Genomic DNA, 19,899 nt, shown 5'->3' on the forward strand with positions numbered 1-19,899 from the left:
TGTTTAGTTCAAATTAACAGATTGCCACGTCTTTTGCCCACGCGCCGGCTGGCTCAAGCACTAAAAATGTTTACAAAACATTTTTTTAACGTTCTGCCCCGCAATGACGGTTAAAAACAAACAGATTACCACGGCGTCAAAAACTCCTCGCAATGACGATAGAAAAAATATAAAATAAGAATATATAAATAGAAAACAATGAAAAAAAATAGGTTTACATTACTAAAAAGTCTGGTCTTTTTAGTTTTATTAACAGCGTGTACGTCTCCTAAAAAAATGGTGTACTTTCAAGGAGCAGTACCCGAAGAAGTACAAGAAGTCTTAGTAGATTATGAGCCAAAAATACAACCGGGAGATTTAATAACCATTCATGTGTCTGGGATTGATCCAATAGCGGCGGCAACCTTTAATATTTATGAAGGTACTGGAGTAAGTAGTCCCAAAAAAGTACCATATTTAGTTAATAAAGAGGGTACTATTCATTTCCCTGTATTAGGCGCTGTAAAGGCAAAAGGACTTACAACTTTAGAATTGACAACCTATTTAGAAGCAAATTTAGAAGAATTTCTTGTGAAGCCCATTGTAAATATTAGGTTGATAAATTTTAAAATTTCTGTGATGGGTGATGTGAAAGCTCCGGGAGCCTATACCATAGATAATGAGCGTATTACCATCGTAGAAGCATTGGTATTGGCAGGAGATTTAACCATACAGGGTAAACGAAAAAATGTATTATTAATAAGAGAAATAGATGGGAAAAGAACCTTTATTCCTATTGACTTAACCAATAGAGCCTTGTTTAATTCGCCCTACTATTATTTGGTTCAAAATGATGTGCTTTATGTAGAACCGAATAAGGCAAAAATAAAATCATCAGGTGTTGGAACAAATGCAGGAATTATAATTTCCTCTATTTCAACGTTAATTTCATTAATAGCTATTCTTACTCGATAAAACAATACACTATGCAACAACAGGAAAATCCTTTAAATTATTTGTTTGTAGATGAGGAACCGATCAATTATCGGGAACTTATAGAAAAATATGTGTTTCACTGGAAATGGTTTGCACTTGGAGTGTTAGTAGCAGTAGTTGCAGCTTTTTTGTATTTGCGCTATACACCCAATACCTATTTGGTAAACGCCACTATTTTAATTGATGATGAAACTACGGGCGGTTTGCCTTCAGAATTGTCTGCTTTTGAAGATTTGGGTTTAATGGGAGGCGCTAAAAAGCAACTAGAAACTGAAATGGGCTTGCTTAAATCGCGTTCTTTAATGGGTGATGTGGTTAAAGAATTGGGTTTAAACGTTACCTATTATAAAAAAGGACGCATCCGAGAAGTGGAGGTGTACAAAAACAACCTGCCTTTTAACATTAATTTTTTAAATAAAGATTCTGTTTTCTATAAAACAGATACCAGTTTTTCTATACAGGCAATTTCTGCGACCAGCTACCAACTTAAAGACGGTGACGGGTATACCCAAAAAGAAGTAGTTTTTGGAGAAAAAGTAATTACAGATTTTGGAAATTTCACCATTACACCAACAGATTTACAAAACGTGCATGTAGCCGATGAAATTATTGTGAGGATACAACCAATAAAAGATGTTGCGGGCGCTTTACGAGAAAATATTCAGGTTGAACTATTGTATAAAAAATCGAGTTTAATAGAACTTAGTTTAAAAAATACGGTAAAATTAAAGGCTATAGATATTTTAAGCCATTTGGTACAACAATACAATAAAGAAGCGGTTGCAGATAAAAACTTAATAGGAAACAATACCGAAGCTTTTATAAATGAACGACTGGCAGTTATAGAACAGGATTTATCCGCCGTAGATAAAGGGGTGGAAACGTTTAAAACTTCCAATAAATTAACCGATATAAGCTCTGAAGCGGGTATTGTTTTGGAAGGGAATGCGCAGTTAGAAAAAGAAGTTGTTGAGCTACATACACAGTTAAAATTGGCAAATTATATGGGAGATTACTTAACTTCCAATCCAGCTGCGTTAATTCCTGCAAATTTAGGAATAAGTGATGGTAGTGTAAGTGCTAATAGTACCAGTTATAATGAATTGTTGTTAGAACGTAACCGAATTTTAAAAGGTTCTAGTACGAAACACCCAATAATAGTAAATTTAGATGCGCAATTAGCACAATTGAGAGCAAGTATAAATCAAGGTTTGGTAAATTTAAAATCATCCTTAACTATTGCTATTAAAGATGCCGAAAACCAAGAACGAAGATTTAACTCTAAAATTGTAGCTGTTCCAAAGCAAGAACGAGAGTTTAGAGATATTCAACGACAACAACAAATTATAGAAACCTTGTATTTATATTTATTGCAAAAGCGTGAAGAAAATGCCATTTCTTTAGCGGTGACCGTTCCCAATGCAAAAGTAATAGATGTTGCCGATGGTAGCACTATTCCTGTGAGTCCAAAACGAAAAGTAATTTATTTGGCTGCGGTGCTGTTAGGGTTGCTAATACCGTTTGTAATCTTGTACATTCGGTTTTTATTAGACAATAAGGTGCATGTTAGCAAAGATGTGGAGGCTGTGGTAAAAGCGCCGTTTTTAGGGGAAGTTCCAAAAACCAATTCAGAACATAAAATTGTGGTTACAGAAAAAGATCGGGATGCTGTTTCAGAATCTTTTAGAATGCTGCGTACCAATCTTAATTTTATGTTGGCAGGAGTTACAGATCCATCCAAAGTTATATTTATAACGTCTACAATTCCAGGGGAGGGTAAAACATTTCTATCTTTAAATTTAGCTGCGGTATTGGCATTGTCCAATAAAAAAGTATTGTTGGTTGGAGCAGATGTTCGCAAACCAAAATTAAATGAGTACTTAAAATTGAATGAAAAATTAGGACTTACTCAATTTTTAATGGATACTAGTTTAAAAGTGCCGGATGTAATTCATCACTTTTCAGAGGGAAAATTTGATATTTTAAGTTCTGGAATTGTGCCGCCAAATCCTTCAGAATTATTAATGAATGGACGTTTTGATGAGGTATTAGCGTATGGTAAAGAGCATTATGATTATATAATTGTAGATACTGCACCTGTAAAAATGGTAACAGATACCTTGTTGTTAAGTCACCATGCTAATTTATGTTTATATATAATACGTGCTAATTATTTAGACAAGCGTTTATTAGAAATTCCTGAAAAAATGTATAAAGAAAAACGTTTGCCAAATATGGCAGTTGTTATGAACGACGTAGATATGAAATTAGGTTACGGTTATGGTTACGGCTATGGTTACGGAGGTTATGGTGAAGATGTTACTAAAAAACCTTGGTGGAAGCGATGGTTGTCATAATACAATTGTTATAGTAGCATTGTCCTTCCTGCAAAAACAGATTGCTCCTTTTCAAACCTATTGACGGTTAAAATTTCATCTTTCAAACGGCATATCGAGAATATATCGTAAAATGTGAAGTGAAGACAGTTTAAAATTTCAGGCTGTTTGAGCCAAACGTAACTAAACTACACACATGAAAGCACTTTGGCAAAATCGAAGATTCGTGAGCGCCAAAATAAAATAACCAATGACGAACAATTCCTGAAATTTAAGTGTCAAACAAAACATTTAGAGATAGTTTCGTAAGCCTAGATTTTTGGTTCTTTTCATCAATGGAAAAGAACAAGAAAGATAACAATACAAATTTTAAAATTACAGCGTGTGGATACCTGCCTACGCAGGTATGACATTGGGATTGGCTAGTTGAGAGCGCATTGCAATGACGGTTATAATAAACAGATTGCCACGTCGTGAAGAACTCCTCGCAATGACGATTTTTTATGAAGACTGTCATTCCTGCGAAGGCAGGAATCTATGGAAAGCTTGTCGCAATTCAAATCACAGCGTGTGGATACCTGCCTGCGCAGGTATGACATTGGGATTGCCACGAAGCAATCTCTTGCTAAGGAACAGATTGCTTCTTTTCAATCGCAATGACGGTTAAAATTTCATCTTTCAAACGGCCTATCGAGAATATATCGTAAAATGTGAAGAGAAGACAGTTTAAAATTTCAGGCTGTTTGAGCCAATCGTAACTAAACACTAAACGTAAAAGTACTTTGATGAAATCGAAGATTCGTGAGCTCCAAAATAAAATAATCAATGACGAACAATTCCTGAAATTTAAGTGTCAAACAAAACATTTAGAAATATTTTCGTAAGCCTAGATTTTTTGTTTCGTTTTTCATCAATGGAAAAATGAAAAATATTGAAATATAACCATCTTTATAGGAAACCTATGGAAAGTTAGTTGCAATTGAAATTACATTATGTGGATACCTACCTCGCAGTTATGACATTGAGGTTGCCACGTCTCGGGAACACGTCATCCCATTTTTGTAAAATTAAAAGAAACAGATTGCTTATTTGAAATTCAAATCACAGTGTTTGGATACCTGTTTTCACAGGTATGACATTCAATTCATTTATAATTTTTATCATTTCTCCAATTATCCTTTCTGTTACTTATGATTAAATTAAAGCAGCTAGTTATATTTTTGAACCTTCTTGGAATGTATCATGCGTTTGCACAAGAAAATAAAACACACTATATACTTGAATTACAAACAACACAAGCTTCCAAAAATACAGTTCCCTTTTGGTTAAGAGCAAATACTTATGGAAGAGTACAAGAGCATTCAAGTACGCTATTGTATACGGCGGTTGCAGGGAATTTTAAAAGTGAGACAAACAAGTTACAGTATTCCTATAAATTGGGTCTTACAGGTTATAATGGAACTGAAAACACCCTATTTATTGATGAATTATATGGTGCTATACACTATAAAAATTGGGGTTTAACCATAGGCGTTAAACATAATGCTCAACTATTAGAAGGACTTTCTTCTTCTAATGGAAATATTGCAACATCAACAAATGCGCGTGCATATCCTGGGTATAACATTTATTTAAAAGACTTTGTAACGCTACCTTTTGCAAAAAACTGGTTAGCTGTAAAAGGGAATTATGGCGATTTTTTATTGAATGATAAACGAAGCGTGACAAATACAAGGTTGCATTCAAAAAGTATTTACTTTAAATCAAAATTGAGTTCTTCGTTTGAAATAATTACAGGATTAAATCATTATGCGCAATGGGCAGGAAAATCTTCAATTTTTGGCAACCAACCAAAAGGCTTTAAAAATTATCTTCGCGTAATTACGGGAAGCTCTGGAGGAACTGATGCTTTGGGTGGCGATCAAATAAATGTTCTAGGAAATCAATTAGGTACTTATTTATTACAATTTAATTATTTTGGTAAAAATTTGAACTGGAATTTTTATTGGTCACACCCTTTTGAAGATAGATCTGGCCGTGAATTAATGAATTACCCCGATGGTTTATATGGTATTTTTGTAGATTTAAAACAACCAGATGGAATACTTTCACATGTATTAGCGGAATTTACATATACAAAACATGCAAGTGGAAGCGACCCGCATTATACCGATGAAAATGGTTTCCATGCAGCAAGTGGTATGGATAATTATTTTAACAATGGAGTATATCAATCTGGATGGACTTATTTTGGAAATATGATTGGATCTCCATATTTTACAACAAAGCCTAAGGATGAAAATGGTATTACTCAAGGAATTATTGATGGAGATAACAGACTTATGGCTTTTAATTTAGGTTTTAAAGGAACTATTAAGAAGGTTGCCTATAAGGCGCTATTAAGTCATACTACCTATTTTGGCTGGTTTGGAAGTGAGTATGCTGTGAAGCCTAATCAGTTTTCGAGTTTATTAGAAGTGGCTTTTCCAAGAATAGGTTCACTTCCTTTTAATTTTTCTCTTGGAGCAGCATTTGATACAGGAACCTATAGACCCGTGAATTTTGGAGGATTTTTAAAACTATCTTCCGTAGGTGTTTTTTAGTGAAGATAAGTATATACATTTCAATATATAATGAGCATAAAATAATTGCTTTTTTTTAGAAAAATGGAGAAGAAGTAAGAGTGCATTTTAATTTCAATAACCCTACACATTAAGTAGCTATAGCAAAAGGTTTAGGTCTTATTTAAAAGTGTTTCATTAAACTTTAGCTAATTACGGAAACCTGTATATTTCTAGTAAGTTTTAAATTTATATTTAAAAATAATTTTAGAATTAGTTATTTTATGAAAGAGAGCATAAGCCTTGCAAGAAATTGTAGGGCTTTGTTTGTTTAAAAAAATACTGTTATAAATAATTTATTTTCATAGTTATTTGTATGCATCTTTATGTTCAAGAATAAGAATTTCATTTAAATAAGACATAAAAAAAACAGTTTAGAAAGCTAAACTGTTTGTTTTGTTGAATTTAAATTTGTAGCGTGATGCAGAATTGAACTGCAGACCTCCGGGTTATGAATCCGACGCTCTAACCAACTGAGCTACCACGCCATTTATTGAGGGTGCAAATATAAAAATAAAAAACTTGTTATGGCAAATTTATTTAGCTATTTTTTTTAATAATTTAAATTTTTTTTAAATGGAATATTTATATATATTGTGCATTTAAAATGAGAGTATGTCAACAAAAATAAAATTTGAAATAGAGTTCCCAATTCACGCATCGCCACATATGTTATATCAATATTTTGGCACACCTTCTGGGCTTTCAGAATGGTTTGCAGATAATGTTAATTCGCGTGGTGAAATATTCACATTTATATGGGATGGGTCAGAAGAACAAGCCAAAGTGCTGCAAGAACGACCAGAAGAAAAAATAAAGTTTAAATGGTTAGATGGAGAAGATGATAAAACTTACTTTGAATTTAGAATTGAAGTTGATGAAATAACAAAAGATGTTTCGTTAATTGTTACTGACTTTGCGGTTGAAGATGAAATTGAAGAGTCTAAAATGTTTTGGGAAAATCAAATAGATGAATTAAAACATACTATAGGCGCTTAATTAATAAATGTATTACAATTTAAAAAGGCCTTGTATTTATACAAGGTTTTTTTATAACTTAATTTTTTTGATATGATAAATTTTAACGGGGCAATTCTAAAAGATTCAACAACAGTATTTAGCGCAACTAACAGAGCTTTTAAGTATGGAGATGCGCTGTTTGAGACTATTAAAGTTACTAATTCTAAGATAAATTTTTTAGAAGATCATTATTTTAGATTGATGGCTTCCATGCGCATGTTGAGAATGGAAATTCCCATGGATTTTACGTTAGAATTTTTTGAAAAAGAAATAATAAATACAACAAATTCAAATAATTTAGAAGCAGCAAGAGTGCGGTTTACGGTATATAGAAATGATGGTGGAATGTACACTCCAACAACTAATACGTGTAGTTATTTGGTTGAAGCATCACCTTTAAATATAGTTATAAAAGAAACATATACGTTAGATGTTTTTAAAGATTATTTTTTGTATTCAGGCTTACTTTCTACAATTAAAACCACCAATAAAATTACCAATGTGTTGGCGAGTATCTACGCCAAAGAAAATGAACTTGATAATTGTGTGCTCTTAAATGAAAAAAAGCATATAGTTGAATCAATAAATGGGAATATTTTTGTTTTGAAAGACTCTATTATTAAAACACCACCAATTGAAGAAGGTTGTGTAAAAGGTATAATGCGTAAAAAAATTATTGAGATGCTTTCAAAAAGCACTGATTATATTTTAAAAGAAGAAGCAATTTCACCTTTTGAACTACAAAAAGCTGATGAGGTTTTTATAACAAATGCAATTGTTGGCATACAGCCTGTTACAAATTATAAGAAAACTACTTTTAAAACAACAATTTCAAAGGCATTGTCATTAAAAATAAATAGTTTAGTTTAAAGCAGGGTTTTTAGGGGCATTTGCCCAAATTTGATATTCACCACCAAAAGACATTAATTGGTTTTTCCAAATATCATCGCTTTTAATAGTAAGTAAATTTGGATATTTGTTCTTTGTAATTTTCCAGGTAGATTCTTTTAATTCTTCATTTAATTGATTTAGAGACCAACCTGAATATCCCAGAAAAAAACGAATATCGGAAAAATCTAAAGCGTTTTCATTTAAAAGTTTTGTGAGCACGTCAAAATCACCTCCCCAATAAAAGTTTGTATCAATTTGAACGCTGTCGGGAATTAATTCAGGAACTTTATGAATAAAATATAAATTTTCTTGTTCAACTGGTCCACCACTATAAACAGTAAAATCACAGTCAATTTCAGGAATTAAATCTTTTAAAAGAAACTCTGTTGGTCTATTCAGAATAAATCCAATACATCCATCTTTACTATGTTCAGTTAAATATATTACAGACCTATTAAATTCTTTATCGTTAAGAATAGAAGGTTCTGCAATTAATAATTTACCTTTTGTAGGTGTTTTATCTAACATAAACTGTTATTTATTTTTTAAATATAATGAAATTTGTTCATAAAAAAAACTCTTCAAAAAAATTGAAGAGTTTAATTTATAATAAGAATAATTCTTATGTATTAGTTTACTGCATCACTTAATCCAGCTCCCGCTTTAAATTTAACAACATTTTTTGCTGCAATTTGGATAGATTTTCCTGTTTGAGGATTTCTTCCTGTTCTAGCTGCTCTTTTAGAGATAGACCAAGTTCCCCATCCAACTAATGCAACTTTATCACCTTTTTTAAGTGTTTTTGTTACATTTTCTGTTAATGATTCTAATGCTGCTTTTGCTGCTGCTTTTGAGATGCCAGCATCAGCTGCCATTGCATCAATTAAATCTGATTTGTTCATAATTTAAATTTTAAATTAATTGGTTAAACATTTTTTGCTTGTAATAAGCTTAACAAAGTTATATGGAATAAGGGTTTTTGCAAGTTTTTACCCATAAAATTGATTGTTTTGTTAATAAATGATAATAAATGTTAATAACATAGCTTGATTTTTGTAAAAACATCCGCTAAGCCCTTTAAAATTAGACTTAAATCATTCTTGAATTTGCTTGAAATGTATAACCATTCAGCAAACTTTTACTATCCATCTTTTTTTTGCCAGCTAATTGTAAGCTTTCAATTTTTATAAATCCGTTAGGAACTGCAACTTTAATTTCGTTTTTTGTTGTTACAATAAATCCTGGTTTTAGGCTATGTTCTTCAATTATTGGTGCAACATCAAAAATTTTGACTTTTATTTCTTCATTATTATTAACAAGTGTTGTCCAAGCTGCTGGATATGGATTTAGCCCTCTAATTAAGTTGTAAGTATTTGTTAAGGAGTCGTTCCAATTTATTTTACAGGTTTCAGTAAATATTTTTGGAGCTGGTTTTTCTTCAATTTCTGGTTGTTTTATAGTTTCTACAGTTCCTTTCTCTAGTTGTTTCACGGTTTTAACGACTAAACTACTTCCAACGGTCATTAGTTTGTTATATAAATCGCCTAAAATTTCATCTTTGCCAATAGCAACTTGTTCTTGTAAAATTATATTCCCTGTATCAATTTTTTCATCAATAAAGAAAGTGGTGACACCGGTTGCTGTTTCTCCATTAATTATAGCCCAATTTATGGGTGCAGCACCTCGGTAATTAGGTAGTAATGATGCGTGTAAATTAAATGTTCCAAATTCTGGTAGTTGCCAAACAATTTTTGGTAACATTCTAAAAGCGACAACAATTTGTAAATTGGCTTTTAAACTTTTTAATTCAGTAATAAATTGTTCGTCTTTTAAGTTTGTTGGTTGTAAAATAGTTAAATCATGTGCTAAAGCATATTTTTTAACGGCAGATTCATTTAAGTTTCTTCCTCTTCCTGCTGGTTTATCAGGTGCAGTAATAACTCCTACTACATTAAATTTGGCTTTTATAAGTGCATCTAAAGTTGCCACTGCAAATTCAGGTGTTCCCATAAATACAATTCTTAAATCTTTCATTAAAGGTTTAGTTTAAATTTATTTTGCGAAGTTATGGCAATTTTATTTTTTTCTAAGAGTATTTTTAGAGAATTTAGGAGTTGTTTTTGATTGCATTTAAGTGCTACAGATAATTCTTGAGAAGACAAATTTTGCGCTGCAAGTAGTTTTGTAATTTCAGTTAGCAATAGTTTTGTGGTTTCTGTTGGTGCATTTTTAGATGTGCAAACATCACATTTACCACACGGTGTGGTATTAATTTCATTAAAATAGGAGAGTAGTTGTATGTTTCTACAGGTTTTAATATTTCTAATAAAATTTATGGTCGCCGTTAATTTATCGTATTTTATTGCATATTGTTTTTCTATATTTTTTGAAATCCTATTTATAGTATAATTATCTTCTCGAATTACTAAAAAAGAGAGTCTAGAATTGGAATTTTCAAAGTTGTATTTTACAATTCCAGTGGTGTTTAAATCTTTTAAGGTTACAATAATACTTTCTTTTGAAACTCCTAATTTTTTCGACAACTTAAATTCATCAATTATTGTATGATGTTCAAAAATACCGCCATAACTTCTTAAAATTAATTTAATGAAGTCCTTTTTTGAAGGGTATTCTTCTAAATAATTAAATAATTGACTATTACCTATGGTGAATTTTAATGTAGATTTTTTTGTAAAGTTTTCATCCAATAAAATAATATTTTCTCTTTCTAGAACTTTAATGGCATTGTATGCTGTTAAAATGTTTAATTTATAAGTTGCACAAAATTCTTGGATAGAGAAGTTAAAAGATTCCATAGGTTGTTCACCAAATGAAATTTTATAAAATTGGTTTAAATTAAAATAGATTTCTTTAATATATTTTGTAGTTGGTGTAGTTGCCTTAAATCGAACATCGGCATCGTATAAATTAGCTTCATTAGTTAATATTAATGAATGCGATTCTTTTCCATCTCTACCAGCTCTTCCTGCTTCTTGTATATAGTTTTCTAAACTATTTGGTATATTTAAATGTATTACAACACGTACATTTGGTTTATCAATTCCCATTCCAAAAGCATTTGTAGCAACCATAATTGGAGTTTTATCGGAGATCCAAGTTGCATAAGCTGTGTTTTTTTCATCAACAGACAACCCGCCATGGTAATAAGTGCTTTTAAAATTATGTTGCTGTAAATACTTGTTTACTTCTTTTGTTTGCTTTCTGTTATTGGTATAAATAATTACAGATTCTTTTATATAATTTAGTATTTGAAGCAAATTTGCATAGTAATTTTCGGTATAAATTACTTTGTACGTTAAATTAGTTCGTTTTAAAGATTTTTTAAAAACAGCAGCATTTTCAATTTCTAAGTTTTCAACAATATCTTCAAATGTTTTTTGAGTTGCTGTTGCAGTTAAGGCTATAAATGTTGCATTTGGTTGTAATTCTTTTAATATGGGAATTTTTAAATAGGCGGGTCTAAAATCGTGTCCCCATTCCGAAATACAATGCGCTTCGTCAATTGCAATAAACGAAACATTTAATTGTCTTATTTTGTCCTGAATAAAAGGTGATTGCAATTTTTCGGGAGATAAATACAAAAATTTATAACCTCCAAACTGTAAATTATCAAAAGCTACAATTATTTCTTCTTGAGATAGTTTAGAGGTTAAAGCAATTGCTTTAATATTTTTTTCTGTTAAACTTTCTACTTGGTCTTTTATTAAGGCAATTAACGGAGAAATTACAATGCAAACACCTTCTAAAACTAATGCAGGAACTTGATAACATAAAGATTTTCCATTACCAGTTGGTAATAAAACTACACAATTTTCGCGTTTAATAACAGTATTTATAATTTCCTCTTGCGGTGGTCTAAATTCGTTATAATTCCAATAGGTTTTTAATATTTCTAGGGGCGTATTCATTGTTTAATGAATGCTAAAATAAAATCGGTTCTTTCTTGCACAGTTCCAGTTGGAACTTCAATAATAGGGTATTTTAATTTTTTGTAGGTACGTTTTAAATGATTGTGAATCGCTAGGGCTTGTTCAAAATTCTCATAACGTTCATTGTCGGAAATATAAATTTCTTCCCATGGTGGCATTAAAAATATAGAGTCGTAACGGTATAAATTACTTTTATTTACATACGTTTTTGGGTAATCTATACTAATGTAATTCATATAGGCGTGCACATCTGGAATTCCTCTATCAAAAAACACGAGGTCTGTATTTTTTTTCTCGGCTTCAATATATTGGTTTACGCGTCCTTCTAACAATAATTCACTAAAAAGTAACGGTTTTGTTAAAAAAAGTTGCTCTATACCTTTTTCACGAGCGTTTAAAGTTATTTGTCTTGAGATTTCTGGCATACACAGAAAATTTCTATTTGATAATTCATCAATCACGGTAGATTTTCCTGTTCCTGGACCACCAGTTATTACAATTTTATGTTGCATGGTACAAAAATAAGGTATTCACTAATTTATACTAAAAATATTAATGTAATTTTGTCAGTAATATATTAACAATTTATACTTGGTATTATATTTGTAAACTTTATTTTTAAAAATTATAGATGGATAATAGAACCCAATTTTATAAAAAACTTAAAAAGAAATTAAAAAAGGATACTACTTTTCCTACAAAATATCTTTTTAAATTTATTGTTCCTTCAGAAATATCAAAGATAGATGCTATAGAAAACCTATTCAATCATCAAGGAGCGGTAATATCCAAAAAAACCTCAAAAACAGGAAAATATACAAGTGTCTCTATCCATATTATTATGAAAAAAGCAGATGATATTATTATAAAATACCAACAAGCAGAAAAAATAGAAGGAATTATATCTTTGTGATTTCATTAACTAAAAAACTAAAAAATATAAAATAAATTGCAGCGTTTTAAATGCCATTAAAATCATTATTTTAGAACAGGAAATTAGTGTTATATGAAGTTGAATTATTTTTTTATCATTACAATCTTAGTGTGTTTGAATGGGGTTTCACAAAACAAGCAAACTGTGTTGTTTTCTATTGATAATACTCCCTTTTACGCACAAGAATTTCTTGAAAATTATAATAAAAATGCATCTTTAGTTTCAGATTCTATAAATAGTTTAGAACACTATTTAAAACTGTTTATTAATTATAAATTAAAAGTTAAAGAAGCAAAAGATCTTAAATTAGATACTTTTCCAAGTTATATTAATGAATTACAAGAATATAAAAATAGGCTGATTCAACCTTATTTAAAGGATGAAAATATAACTAAAAAATTAGTTTTAGAAGCTTACGAAAGACTGCAAAAAGAAATAAATGCCAGTCATATTTTACTGATTTTAAAACCTGATGCTACTCCAAAAGATACCTTAGCTGCATATTCAAGATTAATTGAAGCTCGAAAATTAATAGAAAACGGCACTTTATTTTCAGATGTTGCAAAACAATTTTCAGAAGATCCATCGGTGCAACAAAATGGGGGCAATTTAGGTTTTTTCACTGCTTTTCAGATGGTGTATCCATTTGAAAGTGCAGCCTATTCAACTTCTGTTAATAGTGTTTCTAAACCATTTAGAACTCAGTTTGGATACCATATTTTACAAGTACACGAAATTAGACCAGCACACGGAGAAGTTGAAGTTGCGCATATAATGATTCAAAACAATGACTCAAATACAACAACATCTAAAATTGATTCTATTTATAAGTTACTCTTAAATAATAAGGGACTTTTTTCTGAATTAGCGGCTAAATTTTCTGAAGATAAGGCAACCACTTCAAAAGGTGGAAGACTGAATAAATTTAGTTATGGACAAATGGTTGAATCGTTTTCTAAAGTAGCTTTTGACTTAAAAAATGTAGAAGATATTTCAATGCCATTTCAAACTGAGTATGGTTGGCATATTGTAAAATTGTTAAAAAAATATCCATTAGAAAATTTTGATGTTATAAAAGCGAGTTTAACTCAAAAAGTTGAACGGGATAATCGTTCTAATTTAATTGGGCAAGCTGTAATTAACAACTTATTAAAATCGTATAAGATTGCTGTTAATAATGAGATTTTTAATGAATTTAAAACTAAAGATTGGAGAACTCTAACCAAATTAAAAACGCCCTTACTATCAATTAATGATAAAGAAATTAAGCAGTTTGAGTTTATAAAATATTTAGAATCAGGTAAATTTCAAGATGTTTCAAAAGCATTTAGTAAATTTAAGGAACAAGAGGTTTTAAATTATTATAAGGAAACTATTGAGTTTTCTAATAAAGAGTTTGCTGCAACATATAATGAATTTAAAGAAGGATTATTATTGTTTGATATGTTAGAGCAAAAAGTTTGGGAAAAATCTAAAGATAGTGTTGCGCTTTTAAACTACTTTAATACTTTTAAAAGCACTAAATACAAAGAAAAAGAGTTAGAAACTATTAAAGGGACTGTAATTAGTGATTATCAAAATTATTTAGAAAATTTATGGATTGAAGCTTTGCATAAAAAATACAAGGTTAAAATTAATAAATCAGAAAAAACGAGATTAATTAAATTAAATATAAAATAAAATTGAAGCAATTAGTAGGTTACATATTTCTGTTTTTTGCATTGCAATCCTGTAATTATTTTACAATTAAAAATGATACACGAGAAGCAGTAGCACGTGTTAATAATACGTATTTATATAAAAAGGATTTAAAAAATGTAGTGACTGCAGATGTTTCTAAGAACGATAGTCTACTGCTAATTAACAACTTTATTAATAACTGGATTAAACAACAGCTGTTACTCTCAAAAGCGCAACTTAATTTAGAGGCTAAGGCGAGTGAATTTGAAGGATTAGTACAAAAATATAGAGAAGATTTATTTATAAATTCATACAAAGAAGCTGTAGTTAAACAGTATTTAGATACTACAATTACAGAAAATGATATTGAAGAGTTTTATACTAAAAACAATCAGAATTTTAAATTAAACGAAGAGTTATTAAAACTAAAGTTTATTAAAATTGGAAAAGAGGTTTACAATAAGAATGCACTTATAAAATTGTTTAAATCTTCTAAAAAAAGAGATTTAGACAGTCTTCAAGCAGCGGAATTATCACTAAAATCACATCATTTAAACGATTCCGTTTGGGTAAAATATAGCGACTTAGTTTCGAAAGTCGCAATTTTAAAGAATGAAGATAAAAGTCAATTATTAAAAAAAGATAATTTTATTCAAAAAGAAGACTCATTAAGCTTATATTTGGTGACCATAAAAGAGGTGTTAAAAAGAAACGAAACTGCTCCTAAAAGCTATATAACACCAACAATTAAGCAAATGATTTTACACCAACGTAAATTATTATTATTAAGAAATATAGAAGAAACATTAATAGATGATGCAAGAAAAAAACAACAATTTGAAACATATTAAAATGAAACAACATATAATTTTAGTACTACTACTTTTTATTTTTACAGGTATAAATGCGCAAGATAGTATTTCGTCAACCAATTCAAATTCAGAAAGAATTAAAGTAGATGGAGTTGCCGTTGTAATTGGTAAAAATATTGTTTTAGATTCTGATATAGATAAATTTAAAAAAGAATTAAAACAACGTATTGAAGGTAAATTAGATATTACTGATTGTGAAATTTTAGAAGAAATAATGGTGCAAAAATTACTTGCACACCACGCAGTTATTGATAGTATTGAAGTTTCTGAAGCAGAGGTAAATTCTGAAGTAGAGCGTAATATTGCATATTTTGGGCAGCAGTTGGGTTCTATTGAGGCAGTTGTAGAATACTATGGTTTTACAGATGAGGAAGACCTTAGGAAAGAGTTGTATACCATTCAAAACGAGCAATTATTAATTCAAAGAGAAAAAGCTAGTATCACCGAAAAAATTGATGTTACTCCAGAAGAAGTTAGAACCTATTTTAAAAATCTTGAAAAAGATGACAACTTGCCAGAGTTTAGTGCAGAAATTGAGTTGGCTCAGATAGTTAAAATTTTAAAGCCAACAGAAGAAGAAACCAACCGTGTTTTTGAAAAATTAAATAGCATTAAAAAAGATATTGAAGAAGGGTATAGTTTTAGATTAAAAGCGCTCATAAATTCAGATGACCCTGCCGTTTCAGGAAATGGTCCTGGAGGAGGTGGAAAATATACAATTACTAGAGAATCTAACTTTATTAAAGAGTTTAAAGAAGTTGCTTTTAGTTTAGATGAAGGTGAAATTTCAGAACCGTTCGAGTCTGGGTTTGGATTTCATATTATTCAAGTTGAAAAAATTAAAGGGCAAGAGCGTGATGTGCGTCATATTTTAGTGCAACCAGTAATTACCCAAGCAGAATTAGATGCTTCTAAAGAGGAATTAGTAAAAATTCGTGAACAAATTTTAAACGGAGAAATTACTTTTGAAGAAGCCGTAAGTAAATATTCGGATGATGATGTAACAAAAAACAACCAAGGTTTAATTTTAAACCCACAAACAAATGATACTCGTTTTGATTTAACGCGTATGGATCCAAATTTATACAATAAGGTAAGTAGTTTAAAGGCAGGTGAAATTACAACTCCTTTTTACGATGAAGTAAGAGGTGAATCTAAAATGCATAAAATTATTTTACTAAAAAGTAAAAACGAAACGCATACTGCAAATTTTATTGATGATTATGAGAAGATTCAACAATTAACTTTACAGAAAAAACAAGAAGAAACTATTGATAAATGGGCAAAAGATAAAATAGAAGATACTTATATAAAAATCAACGAAGACTTCAAAAAATGTGAGTTTAGTAAAAATTGGAAAAAGCAATAATATGTCTGATGTTGATACTTTAAAACAATTAGTTCTTAAACATAAAGCCCTTAAAAAAGAAATTGCTAAGATAATTGTTGGTCAAGATGAAGCAATAAACCATATTTTATTATCTATTTTAAGTGGAGGACATTCCTTATTAATTGGTGTTCCTGGTTTGGCAAAAACATTAATTGTACACACAATTGCGCAAACTTTAGGACTCGATTTTAAACGTATTCAATTTACACCAGATTTAATGCCTTCAGATATTCTTGGAAGTGAAATATTAGATGAAACAAGTCATTTTAAATTTATAAAAGGACCTATTTTTAGTAATATAATATTAGCAGATGAAATTAATAGAACACCTCCAAAAACGCAAGCAGCTTTATTAGAAGCTATGCAAGAACGTTCTGTTACGGTTGCAGGACATCATCATATTTTAGCTGAACCATTTTTTGTATTAGCAACTCAAAATCCTATTGAGCAAGAGGGAACTTATCCTTTACCAGAAGCACAATTAGATAGATTTATGTTTTCTATACAGTTAGATTATCCAACGTTTGATGAAGAAGTTGAAGTTGTAAAAAGTACTACTAATGATGAAAGTCCAACTATTAATTCGATTTTAACTTCTAAAGAAATTGTTGATTTTCAGCATTTAGTAAGAAGAATACCGGTGGCAGATAATGTAATTGAATATGCTGTTAGATTGGTTTCTAAAACCCGTCCAAATTCGTTAAATGCAACAGAGTTGGTAAATAACTATATAGATTGGGGAGCAGGGCCAAGAGCTTCTCAAAACCTAATATTAGGTGCCAAAGCAAATGCAGCCGTTAATGGTAAATATTCGCCAGATATAGAAGATGTGCAGGCAGTTGCTTTTTCAATTTTAAAGCATAGAATTGTAAGAAATTATAAAGCAGAAGCTGAAGGGATTTCAGAAAAACAACTTATAGAATCTTTATTCTAGTTCTAAAGTAGAAAAGGTTAAAAGAAATTAGTCTTTATTTTTCGTAAATCTTGTCATTCCTGCGAAGGCAGGAATCTATTTCCATAACGTTTGGACTTTTGGCTTCGCAGGAATGGCAAAACAATAATTTTAAGTAAAATACCAAATACCTAGTCAACTACCTTAAGGTCTTCAGTCTCTTCAGAATTTTCAAAAAAGCTAAACATATTTCCACCATATTTTTTTTGATAGCTAAGTTTTGAATGTGTTTCTAATTTGGTGTGTTTAGAATGTTCAACAACAAGTAATCCGTTGTTATTTAATAAGTTATTTTCAAAAACTTGATTTACAATTTTTTCAAATTTTTCTAATTCGAATTCATAGGGAGGATCTACAAAAATAACATCAAATTTAGCGCTAGATTTTTCTAAATATTTAAAAACATCGCTTTTTATGGTATGTATATCGGCTTCTAAAATTTTAGAAGTTTCATTTATAAATTTTATACAACCAAAATTAGCATCTACAGCCGTAATATTTGCAGTTCCTCTTGATGCAAACTCGTAACTAATATTTCCAGTTCCAGAAAATAAATCCAACACTACTAAATCATTAAAGTAATAAAGGTTATTTAGAATGTTAAATAATGCTTCCTTAGCCATATCAGTTGTTGGCCTAACTGGTAATTTTTTTGGAGCTTGAATTCGTTTACTTTTAAATTTCCCTGAGATTATGCGCATTAAAATTGATTTAAAACTGTAAAGTTGGCATGTGCCGAAATTCCATTTACCAATGTTTGCTGTTTTTTTGGTTCATAAAATTTAATATTTCTAATATATTGATAAAGGATGGTATATAATTCAGATTCTCTCTCGATATCACCTAAAAGAATTAAATTAAACTCTTCAGTGTCCAAATTTAGTTGTTCTGCGACAAAAAGAATGTAATAAATGAAATCTTCTTTGGTTTTAAAAGAAAAATAATTGAACAGTTCTAATTTTTTATTTTTAAATACTACTAATTCAAAATTTAAATTAGAAACGTTTACAAAACAATAATCTTCACTTTGGTTTTTAAATTGATTTAAAAGTGTTTCAATTAAAACTGTAGAAGAGTGTTTAAATATAAATGTTCCGTAAATATCAAGTAAAAAATTATTAATATTTACAAATGGGATATAAACATTTACTATTTCAGAATTACTAATTTCATCATAAGTAATATAATCATTATCAAGTACTTTTATAGTATTTTGTAAATAATACTTTAAATCTTCCTTATTGAAAAAGGGAAGTGGAACTTGCGTAATTAAGTTATTAAGATGAGTTACGTTAACAGAAGTATATTTTAATTTGAGTAGGGCTTCCTGCGAATACAGTTGCTTTACCAGATTCAAATGTTCAAACGGTGTTGGAGTATTGGAAAATTCGTATTTTGCAAATACGGCAATACTATTGCTTGGTTTGTTATATACACAAAAAGAAAATCCATCCAAACTAAGTTGGATGGATAAATGGTTTTCTTCTAGATTTTTATAATCTAAAGAATTATTCGTTATCTTTCTTATCTCCTTTATCATAAAATGGAGGCCAGTTGCCGTCTTCACTTACTTCACCTAAAGAACCAACTCTAACATATTCACCTCTAATTTCTTCCCCACCAATTGCTTCTTTTTCTTGTTTTACTAGGTTTATATCCATTCCTTTTAAGATTAAAGCTTTATCTACTTTCACTTCAAAAACAGGAGCTTTTAAACCAGCTATTTTTTCAATAAAACCAACTTCAATTTTAAATTTTTGATCTGTACCTGGAATCTGCATCATATTCTTATAATTTGTTCCTACAAATTGTGTTCTAACATCTTCATATCCAATAGTATCAACAACTCTTTCTTCAATTTCTTTAGTAATGCCACCACCAACATTTATGGTTTTTGGTACGTTTCTAGTTTGTGTTAATGCAAACTTAGCTGTATCAATAAATTTTATAAGATCTTCTCCATTAGCAGTATAGGTTCCCGTAACTTTTTTATGAGCAACTTCTGCATCACGTATAATTTTTAGGTTGGAAATAACTTTGGCATACCTTTCTTTTTTCTCTTTATTAAATTTAATTGGCTTTCTAATTTCAAAGTTAATTTTATAAACTAATAAGGCTGCAAGTCCAATAAGTATTATTGAAACTATCCAATGTAATTTTCTTGGAATATAATTAACAATTGCATACGCTAAAAGGCCTGTAACCAAAATACCCGCAAGGATAATTAAAATTGTTGTCATTTGAATTTTCTTTTTTTATGTGTGTACGCAAATCTACA

Annotated in this window: 18 protein-coding genes and 1 tRNA gene; 10 read left to right on the forward strand and 9 right to left on the reverse strand. The window is 29.9% G+C overall.

What is annotated here, in order from left to right; genetic code table 11:
* Positions 1 to 198 precede the first annotated feature (198 nt).
* The 3 genes from IEW75_RS14230 (at position 199) to IEW75_RS14240 (ending at position 5,914) form a co-directional block, all read left to right on the forward strand.
* Positions 199 to 954 (forward strand): polysaccharide biosynthesis/export family protein, encoded by a 756-nt coding sequence (locus tag IEW75_RS14230; RefSeq protein ID WP_134247024.1) that lies wholly within the window; start codon positions 199 to 201, stop codon positions 952 to 954.
* 11 nt (positions 955 to 965) lie between these two features.
* Positions 966 to 3,332 carry a GumC family protein gene (locus tag IEW75_RS14235; protein WP_134247023.1) on the forward strand — a complete coding sequence of 789 codons (2,367 nt, stop codon included), beginning with the start codon at positions 966 to 968 and terminating at the stop codon, positions 3,330 to 3,332.
* A gap of 1,214 nt (positions 3,333 to 4,546) precedes the next feature.
* The gene (locus tag IEW75_RS14240) at positions 4,547 to 5,914 is read left to right on the forward strand and encodes a capsule assembly Wzi family protein (protein WP_158283766.1); all 1,368 of its coding nucleotides are present in this window, start codon (positions 4,547 to 4,549) and stop codon (positions 5,912 to 5,914) included.
* A 432-nt stretch (positions 5,915 to 6,346) separates the two neighbouring features.
* Here the strand turns inward: IEW75_RS14240 and IEW75_RS14245 are convergent.
* Positions 6,347 to 6,420 (reverse strand) — tRNA-Met (locus IEW75_RS14245).
* A 127-nt stretch (positions 6,421 to 6,547) separates the two neighbouring features.
* On the opposite strand from IEW75_RS14245, the gene IEW75_RS14250 reads away from it, so the two are divergent.
* Together IEW75_RS14250 and IEW75_RS14255 are read left to right on the forward strand one after the other, a co-directional pair.
* A complete protein-coding gene (locus IEW75_RS14250; protein ID WP_134247021.1) occupies positions 6,548 to 6,931 on the forward strand; it encodes an START-like domain-containing protein in 384 nt (127 codons plus the stop codon).
* A 72-nt stretch (positions 6,932 to 7,003) separates the two neighbouring features.
* Positions 7,004 to 7,822: an aminotransferase class IV gene (locus IEW75_RS14255; protein ID WP_134247020.1), complete on the forward strand. Its 819-nt coding sequence runs from the start codon at positions 7,004 to 7,006 to the stop codon at positions 7,820 to 7,822.
* Here IEW75_RS14255 and IEW75_RS14260 read toward each other — a convergent pair.
* The 5 genes from IEW75_RS14260 to IEW75_RS14280 form a co-directional block, all read right to left on the reverse strand.
* On the reverse strand, positions 7,814 to 8,371 hold the full coding sequence (locus tag IEW75_RS14260; protein ID WP_134247019.1) for a YqgE/AlgH family protein: 558 nt from the start codon (positions 8,369 to 8,371) through the stop codon (positions 7,814 to 7,816). The two genes, IEW75_RS14255 and IEW75_RS14260, sit on opposite strands and share 9 nt — an antisense overlap.
* Positions 8,372 to 8,472: 101 nt before the next feature.
* Positions 8,473 to 8,745 (reverse strand): HU family DNA-binding protein, encoded by a 273-nt coding sequence (locus IEW75_RS14265; RefSeq protein ID WP_134247018.1) that lies wholly within the window; start codon positions 8,743 to 8,745, stop codon positions 8,473 to 8,475.
* Between the two features lie 187 nt (positions 8,746 to 8,932).
* The gene (gene fmt, locus IEW75_RS14270; RefSeq protein ID WP_188704090.1) at positions 8,933 to 9,877 is read right to left on the reverse strand and encodes a methionyl-tRNA formyltransferase; all 945 of its coding nucleotides are present in this window, start codon (positions 9,875 to 9,877) and stop codon (positions 8,933 to 8,935) included.
* A complete protein-coding gene (locus tag IEW75_RS14275) occupies positions 9,877 to 11,772 on the reverse strand; it encodes a RecQ family ATP-dependent DNA helicase (RefSeq protein WP_134247017.1) in 1,896 nt (631 codons plus the stop codon). Before IEW75_RS14275 ends, fmt begins: the two co-directional genes overlap by 1 nt.
* Positions 11,769 to 12,305, reverse strand: a complete 537-nt coding sequence (locus IEW75_RS14280) for an AAA family ATPase (RefSeq protein ID WP_134247016.1) — start codon at positions 12,303 to 12,305, stop codon at positions 11,769 to 11,771. Before IEW75_RS14280 ends, IEW75_RS14275 begins: the two co-directional genes overlap by 4 nt.
* Before the next feature lie 119 nt (positions 12,306 to 12,424).
* On the opposite strand from IEW75_RS14280, the gene IEW75_RS14285 reads away from it, so the two are divergent.
* The 5 genes from IEW75_RS14285 (at position 12,425) to IEW75_RS14305 (ending at position 17,603) form a co-directional block, all read left to right on the forward strand.
* Positions 12,425 to 12,706: a DUF493 family protein gene (locus tag IEW75_RS14285; protein WP_134247015.1), complete on the forward strand. Its 282-nt coding sequence runs from the start codon at positions 12,425 to 12,427 to the stop codon at positions 12,704 to 12,706.
* Positions 12,707 to 12,799: 93 nt separating this feature from the next.
* Positions 12,800 to 14,407, forward strand: a complete 1,608-nt coding sequence (locus IEW75_RS14290) for a peptidylprolyl isomerase (protein ID WP_134247014.1) — start codon at positions 12,800 to 12,802, stop codon at positions 14,405 to 14,407.
* A 2-nt stretch (positions 14,408 to 14,409) separates the two neighbouring features.
* Positions 14,410 to 15,258, forward strand: coding sequence for a hypothetical protein (locus tag IEW75_RS14295; protein WP_134247013.1), 849 nt, complete (start codon positions 14,410 to 14,412; stop codon positions 15,256 to 15,258).
* Position 15,259: 1 nt separating this feature from the next.
* Positions 15,260 to 16,648, forward strand: coding sequence for a peptidylprolyl isomerase (locus tag IEW75_RS14300; protein ID WP_229714471.1), 1,389 nt, complete (start codon positions 15,260 to 15,262; stop codon positions 16,646 to 16,648).
* A 1-nt stretch (position 16,649) separates the two neighbouring features.
* Complete coding sequence (locus IEW75_RS14305) at positions 16,650 to 17,603, forward strand: AAA family ATPase (protein WP_134247201.1); 954 nt, start codon at positions 16,650 to 16,652, stop codon at positions 17,601 to 17,603.
* A gap of 149 nt (positions 17,604 to 17,752) precedes the next feature.
* On the opposite strand, the gene rsmD is transcribed toward IEW75_RS14305, so the two are convergent.
* The 3 genes from rsmD to IEW75_RS14320 are packed head-to-tail and all read right to left on the reverse strand — an operon-like array spanning position 17,753 to position 19,861.
* Positions 17,753 to 18,322: a 16S rRNA (guanine(966)-N(2))-methyltransferase RsmD gene (gene rsmD / locus IEW75_RS14310; protein WP_134247012.1), complete on the reverse strand. Its 570-nt coding sequence runs from the start codon at positions 18,320 to 18,322 to the stop codon at positions 17,753 to 17,755.
* Complete coding sequence (locus IEW75_RS14315) at positions 18,322 to 19,161, reverse strand: DUF3822 family protein (protein ID WP_134247011.1); 840 nt, start codon at positions 19,159 to 19,161, stop codon at positions 18,322 to 18,324. Before IEW75_RS14315 ends, rsmD begins: the two co-directional genes overlap by 1 nt.
* Complete coding sequence (locus IEW75_RS14320; RefSeq protein WP_134247010.1) at positions 19,130 to 19,861, reverse strand: hypothetical protein; 732 nt, start codon at positions 19,859 to 19,861, stop codon at positions 19,130 to 19,132. The genes IEW75_RS14315 and IEW75_RS14320 overlap by 32 nt, the downstream gene beginning before the upstream one ends.
* Positions 19,862 to 19,899 lie beyond the last annotated feature (38 nt).

It is taken from the genome of Lutibacter litoralis (assembly GCF_014646675.1).
GTDB lineage: Bacteria > Bacteroidota > Bacteroidia > Flavobacteriales > Flavobacteriaceae > Lutibacter > Lutibacter litoralis.

Excerpts from the sequence above, each read along its gene's own strand:
- IEW75_RS14250 (WP_134247021.1), top strand. The coding sequence starts at position 6,548 with ATGTCAACAAAAATAAAATTTGAAATAGAGTTCCCAATTCACGCATCG.
- IEW75_RS14265 (WP_134247018.1), bottom strand. The coding sequence starts at position 8,745 with ATGAACAAATCAGATTTAATTGATGCAATGGCAGCTGATGCTGGCATC.
- IEW75_RS14235 (WP_134247023.1), top strand. The coding sequence starts at position 966 with ATGCAACAACAGGAAAATCCTTTAAATTATTTGTTTGTAGATGAGGAA.
- IEW75_RS14300 (WP_229714471.1), top strand. The coding sequence starts at position 15,260 with ATGAAACAACATATAATTTTAGTACTACTACTTTTTATTTTTACAGGT.
- rsmD (WP_134247012.1), bottom strand. The coding sequence starts at position 18,322 with ATGCGCATAATCTCAGGGAAATTTAAAAGTAAACGAATTCAAGCTCCA.
- IEW75_RS14305 (WP_134247201.1), top strand. The coding sequence starts at position 16,650 with ATGTCTGATGTTGATACTTTAAAACAATTAGTTCTTAAACATAAAGCC.
- IEW75_RS14285 (WP_134247015.1), top strand. The coding sequence starts at position 12,425 with ATGGATAATAGAACCCAATTTTATAAAAAACTTAAAAAGAAATTAAAA.
- IEW75_RS14320 (WP_134247010.1), bottom strand. The coding sequence starts at position 19,861 with ATGACAACAATTTTAATTATCCTTGCGGGTATTTTGGTTACAGGCCTT.
- IEW75_RS14230 (WP_134247024.1), top strand. The coding sequence starts at position 199 with ATGAAAAAAAATAGGTTTACATTACTAAAAAGTCTGGTCTTTTTAGTT.
- IEW75_RS14280 (WP_134247016.1), bottom strand. The coding sequence starts at position 12,305 with ATGCAACATAAAATTGTAATAACTGGTGGTCCAGGAACAGGAAAATCT.
- IEW75_RS14315 (WP_134247011.1), bottom strand. The coding sequence starts at position 19,161 with ATGATAAAGGAGATAAGAAAGATAACGAATAATTCTTTAGATTATAAA.
- IEW75_RS14255 (WP_134247020.1), top strand. The coding sequence starts at position 7,004 with ATGATAAATTTTAACGGGGCAATTCTAAAAGATTCAACAACAGTATTT.
- IEW75_RS14240 (WP_158283766.1), top strand. The coding sequence starts at position 4,547 with ATGTATCATGCGTTTGCACAAGAAAATAAAACACACTATATACTTGAA.
- fmt (WP_188704090.1), bottom strand. The coding sequence starts at position 9,877 with ATGAAAGATTTAAGAATTGTATTTATGGGAACACCTGAATTTGCAGTG.
- IEW75_RS14275 (WP_134247017.1), bottom strand. The coding sequence starts at position 11,772 with ATGAATACGCCCCTAGAAATATTAAAAACCTATTGGAATTATAACGAA.
- IEW75_RS14290 (WP_134247014.1), top strand. The coding sequence starts at position 12,800 with ATGAAGTTGAATTATTTTTTTATCATTACAATCTTAGTGTGTTTGAAT.
- IEW75_RS14260 (WP_134247019.1), bottom strand. The coding sequence starts at position 8,371 with ATGTTAGATAAAACACCTACAAAAGGTAAATTATTAATTGCAGAACCT.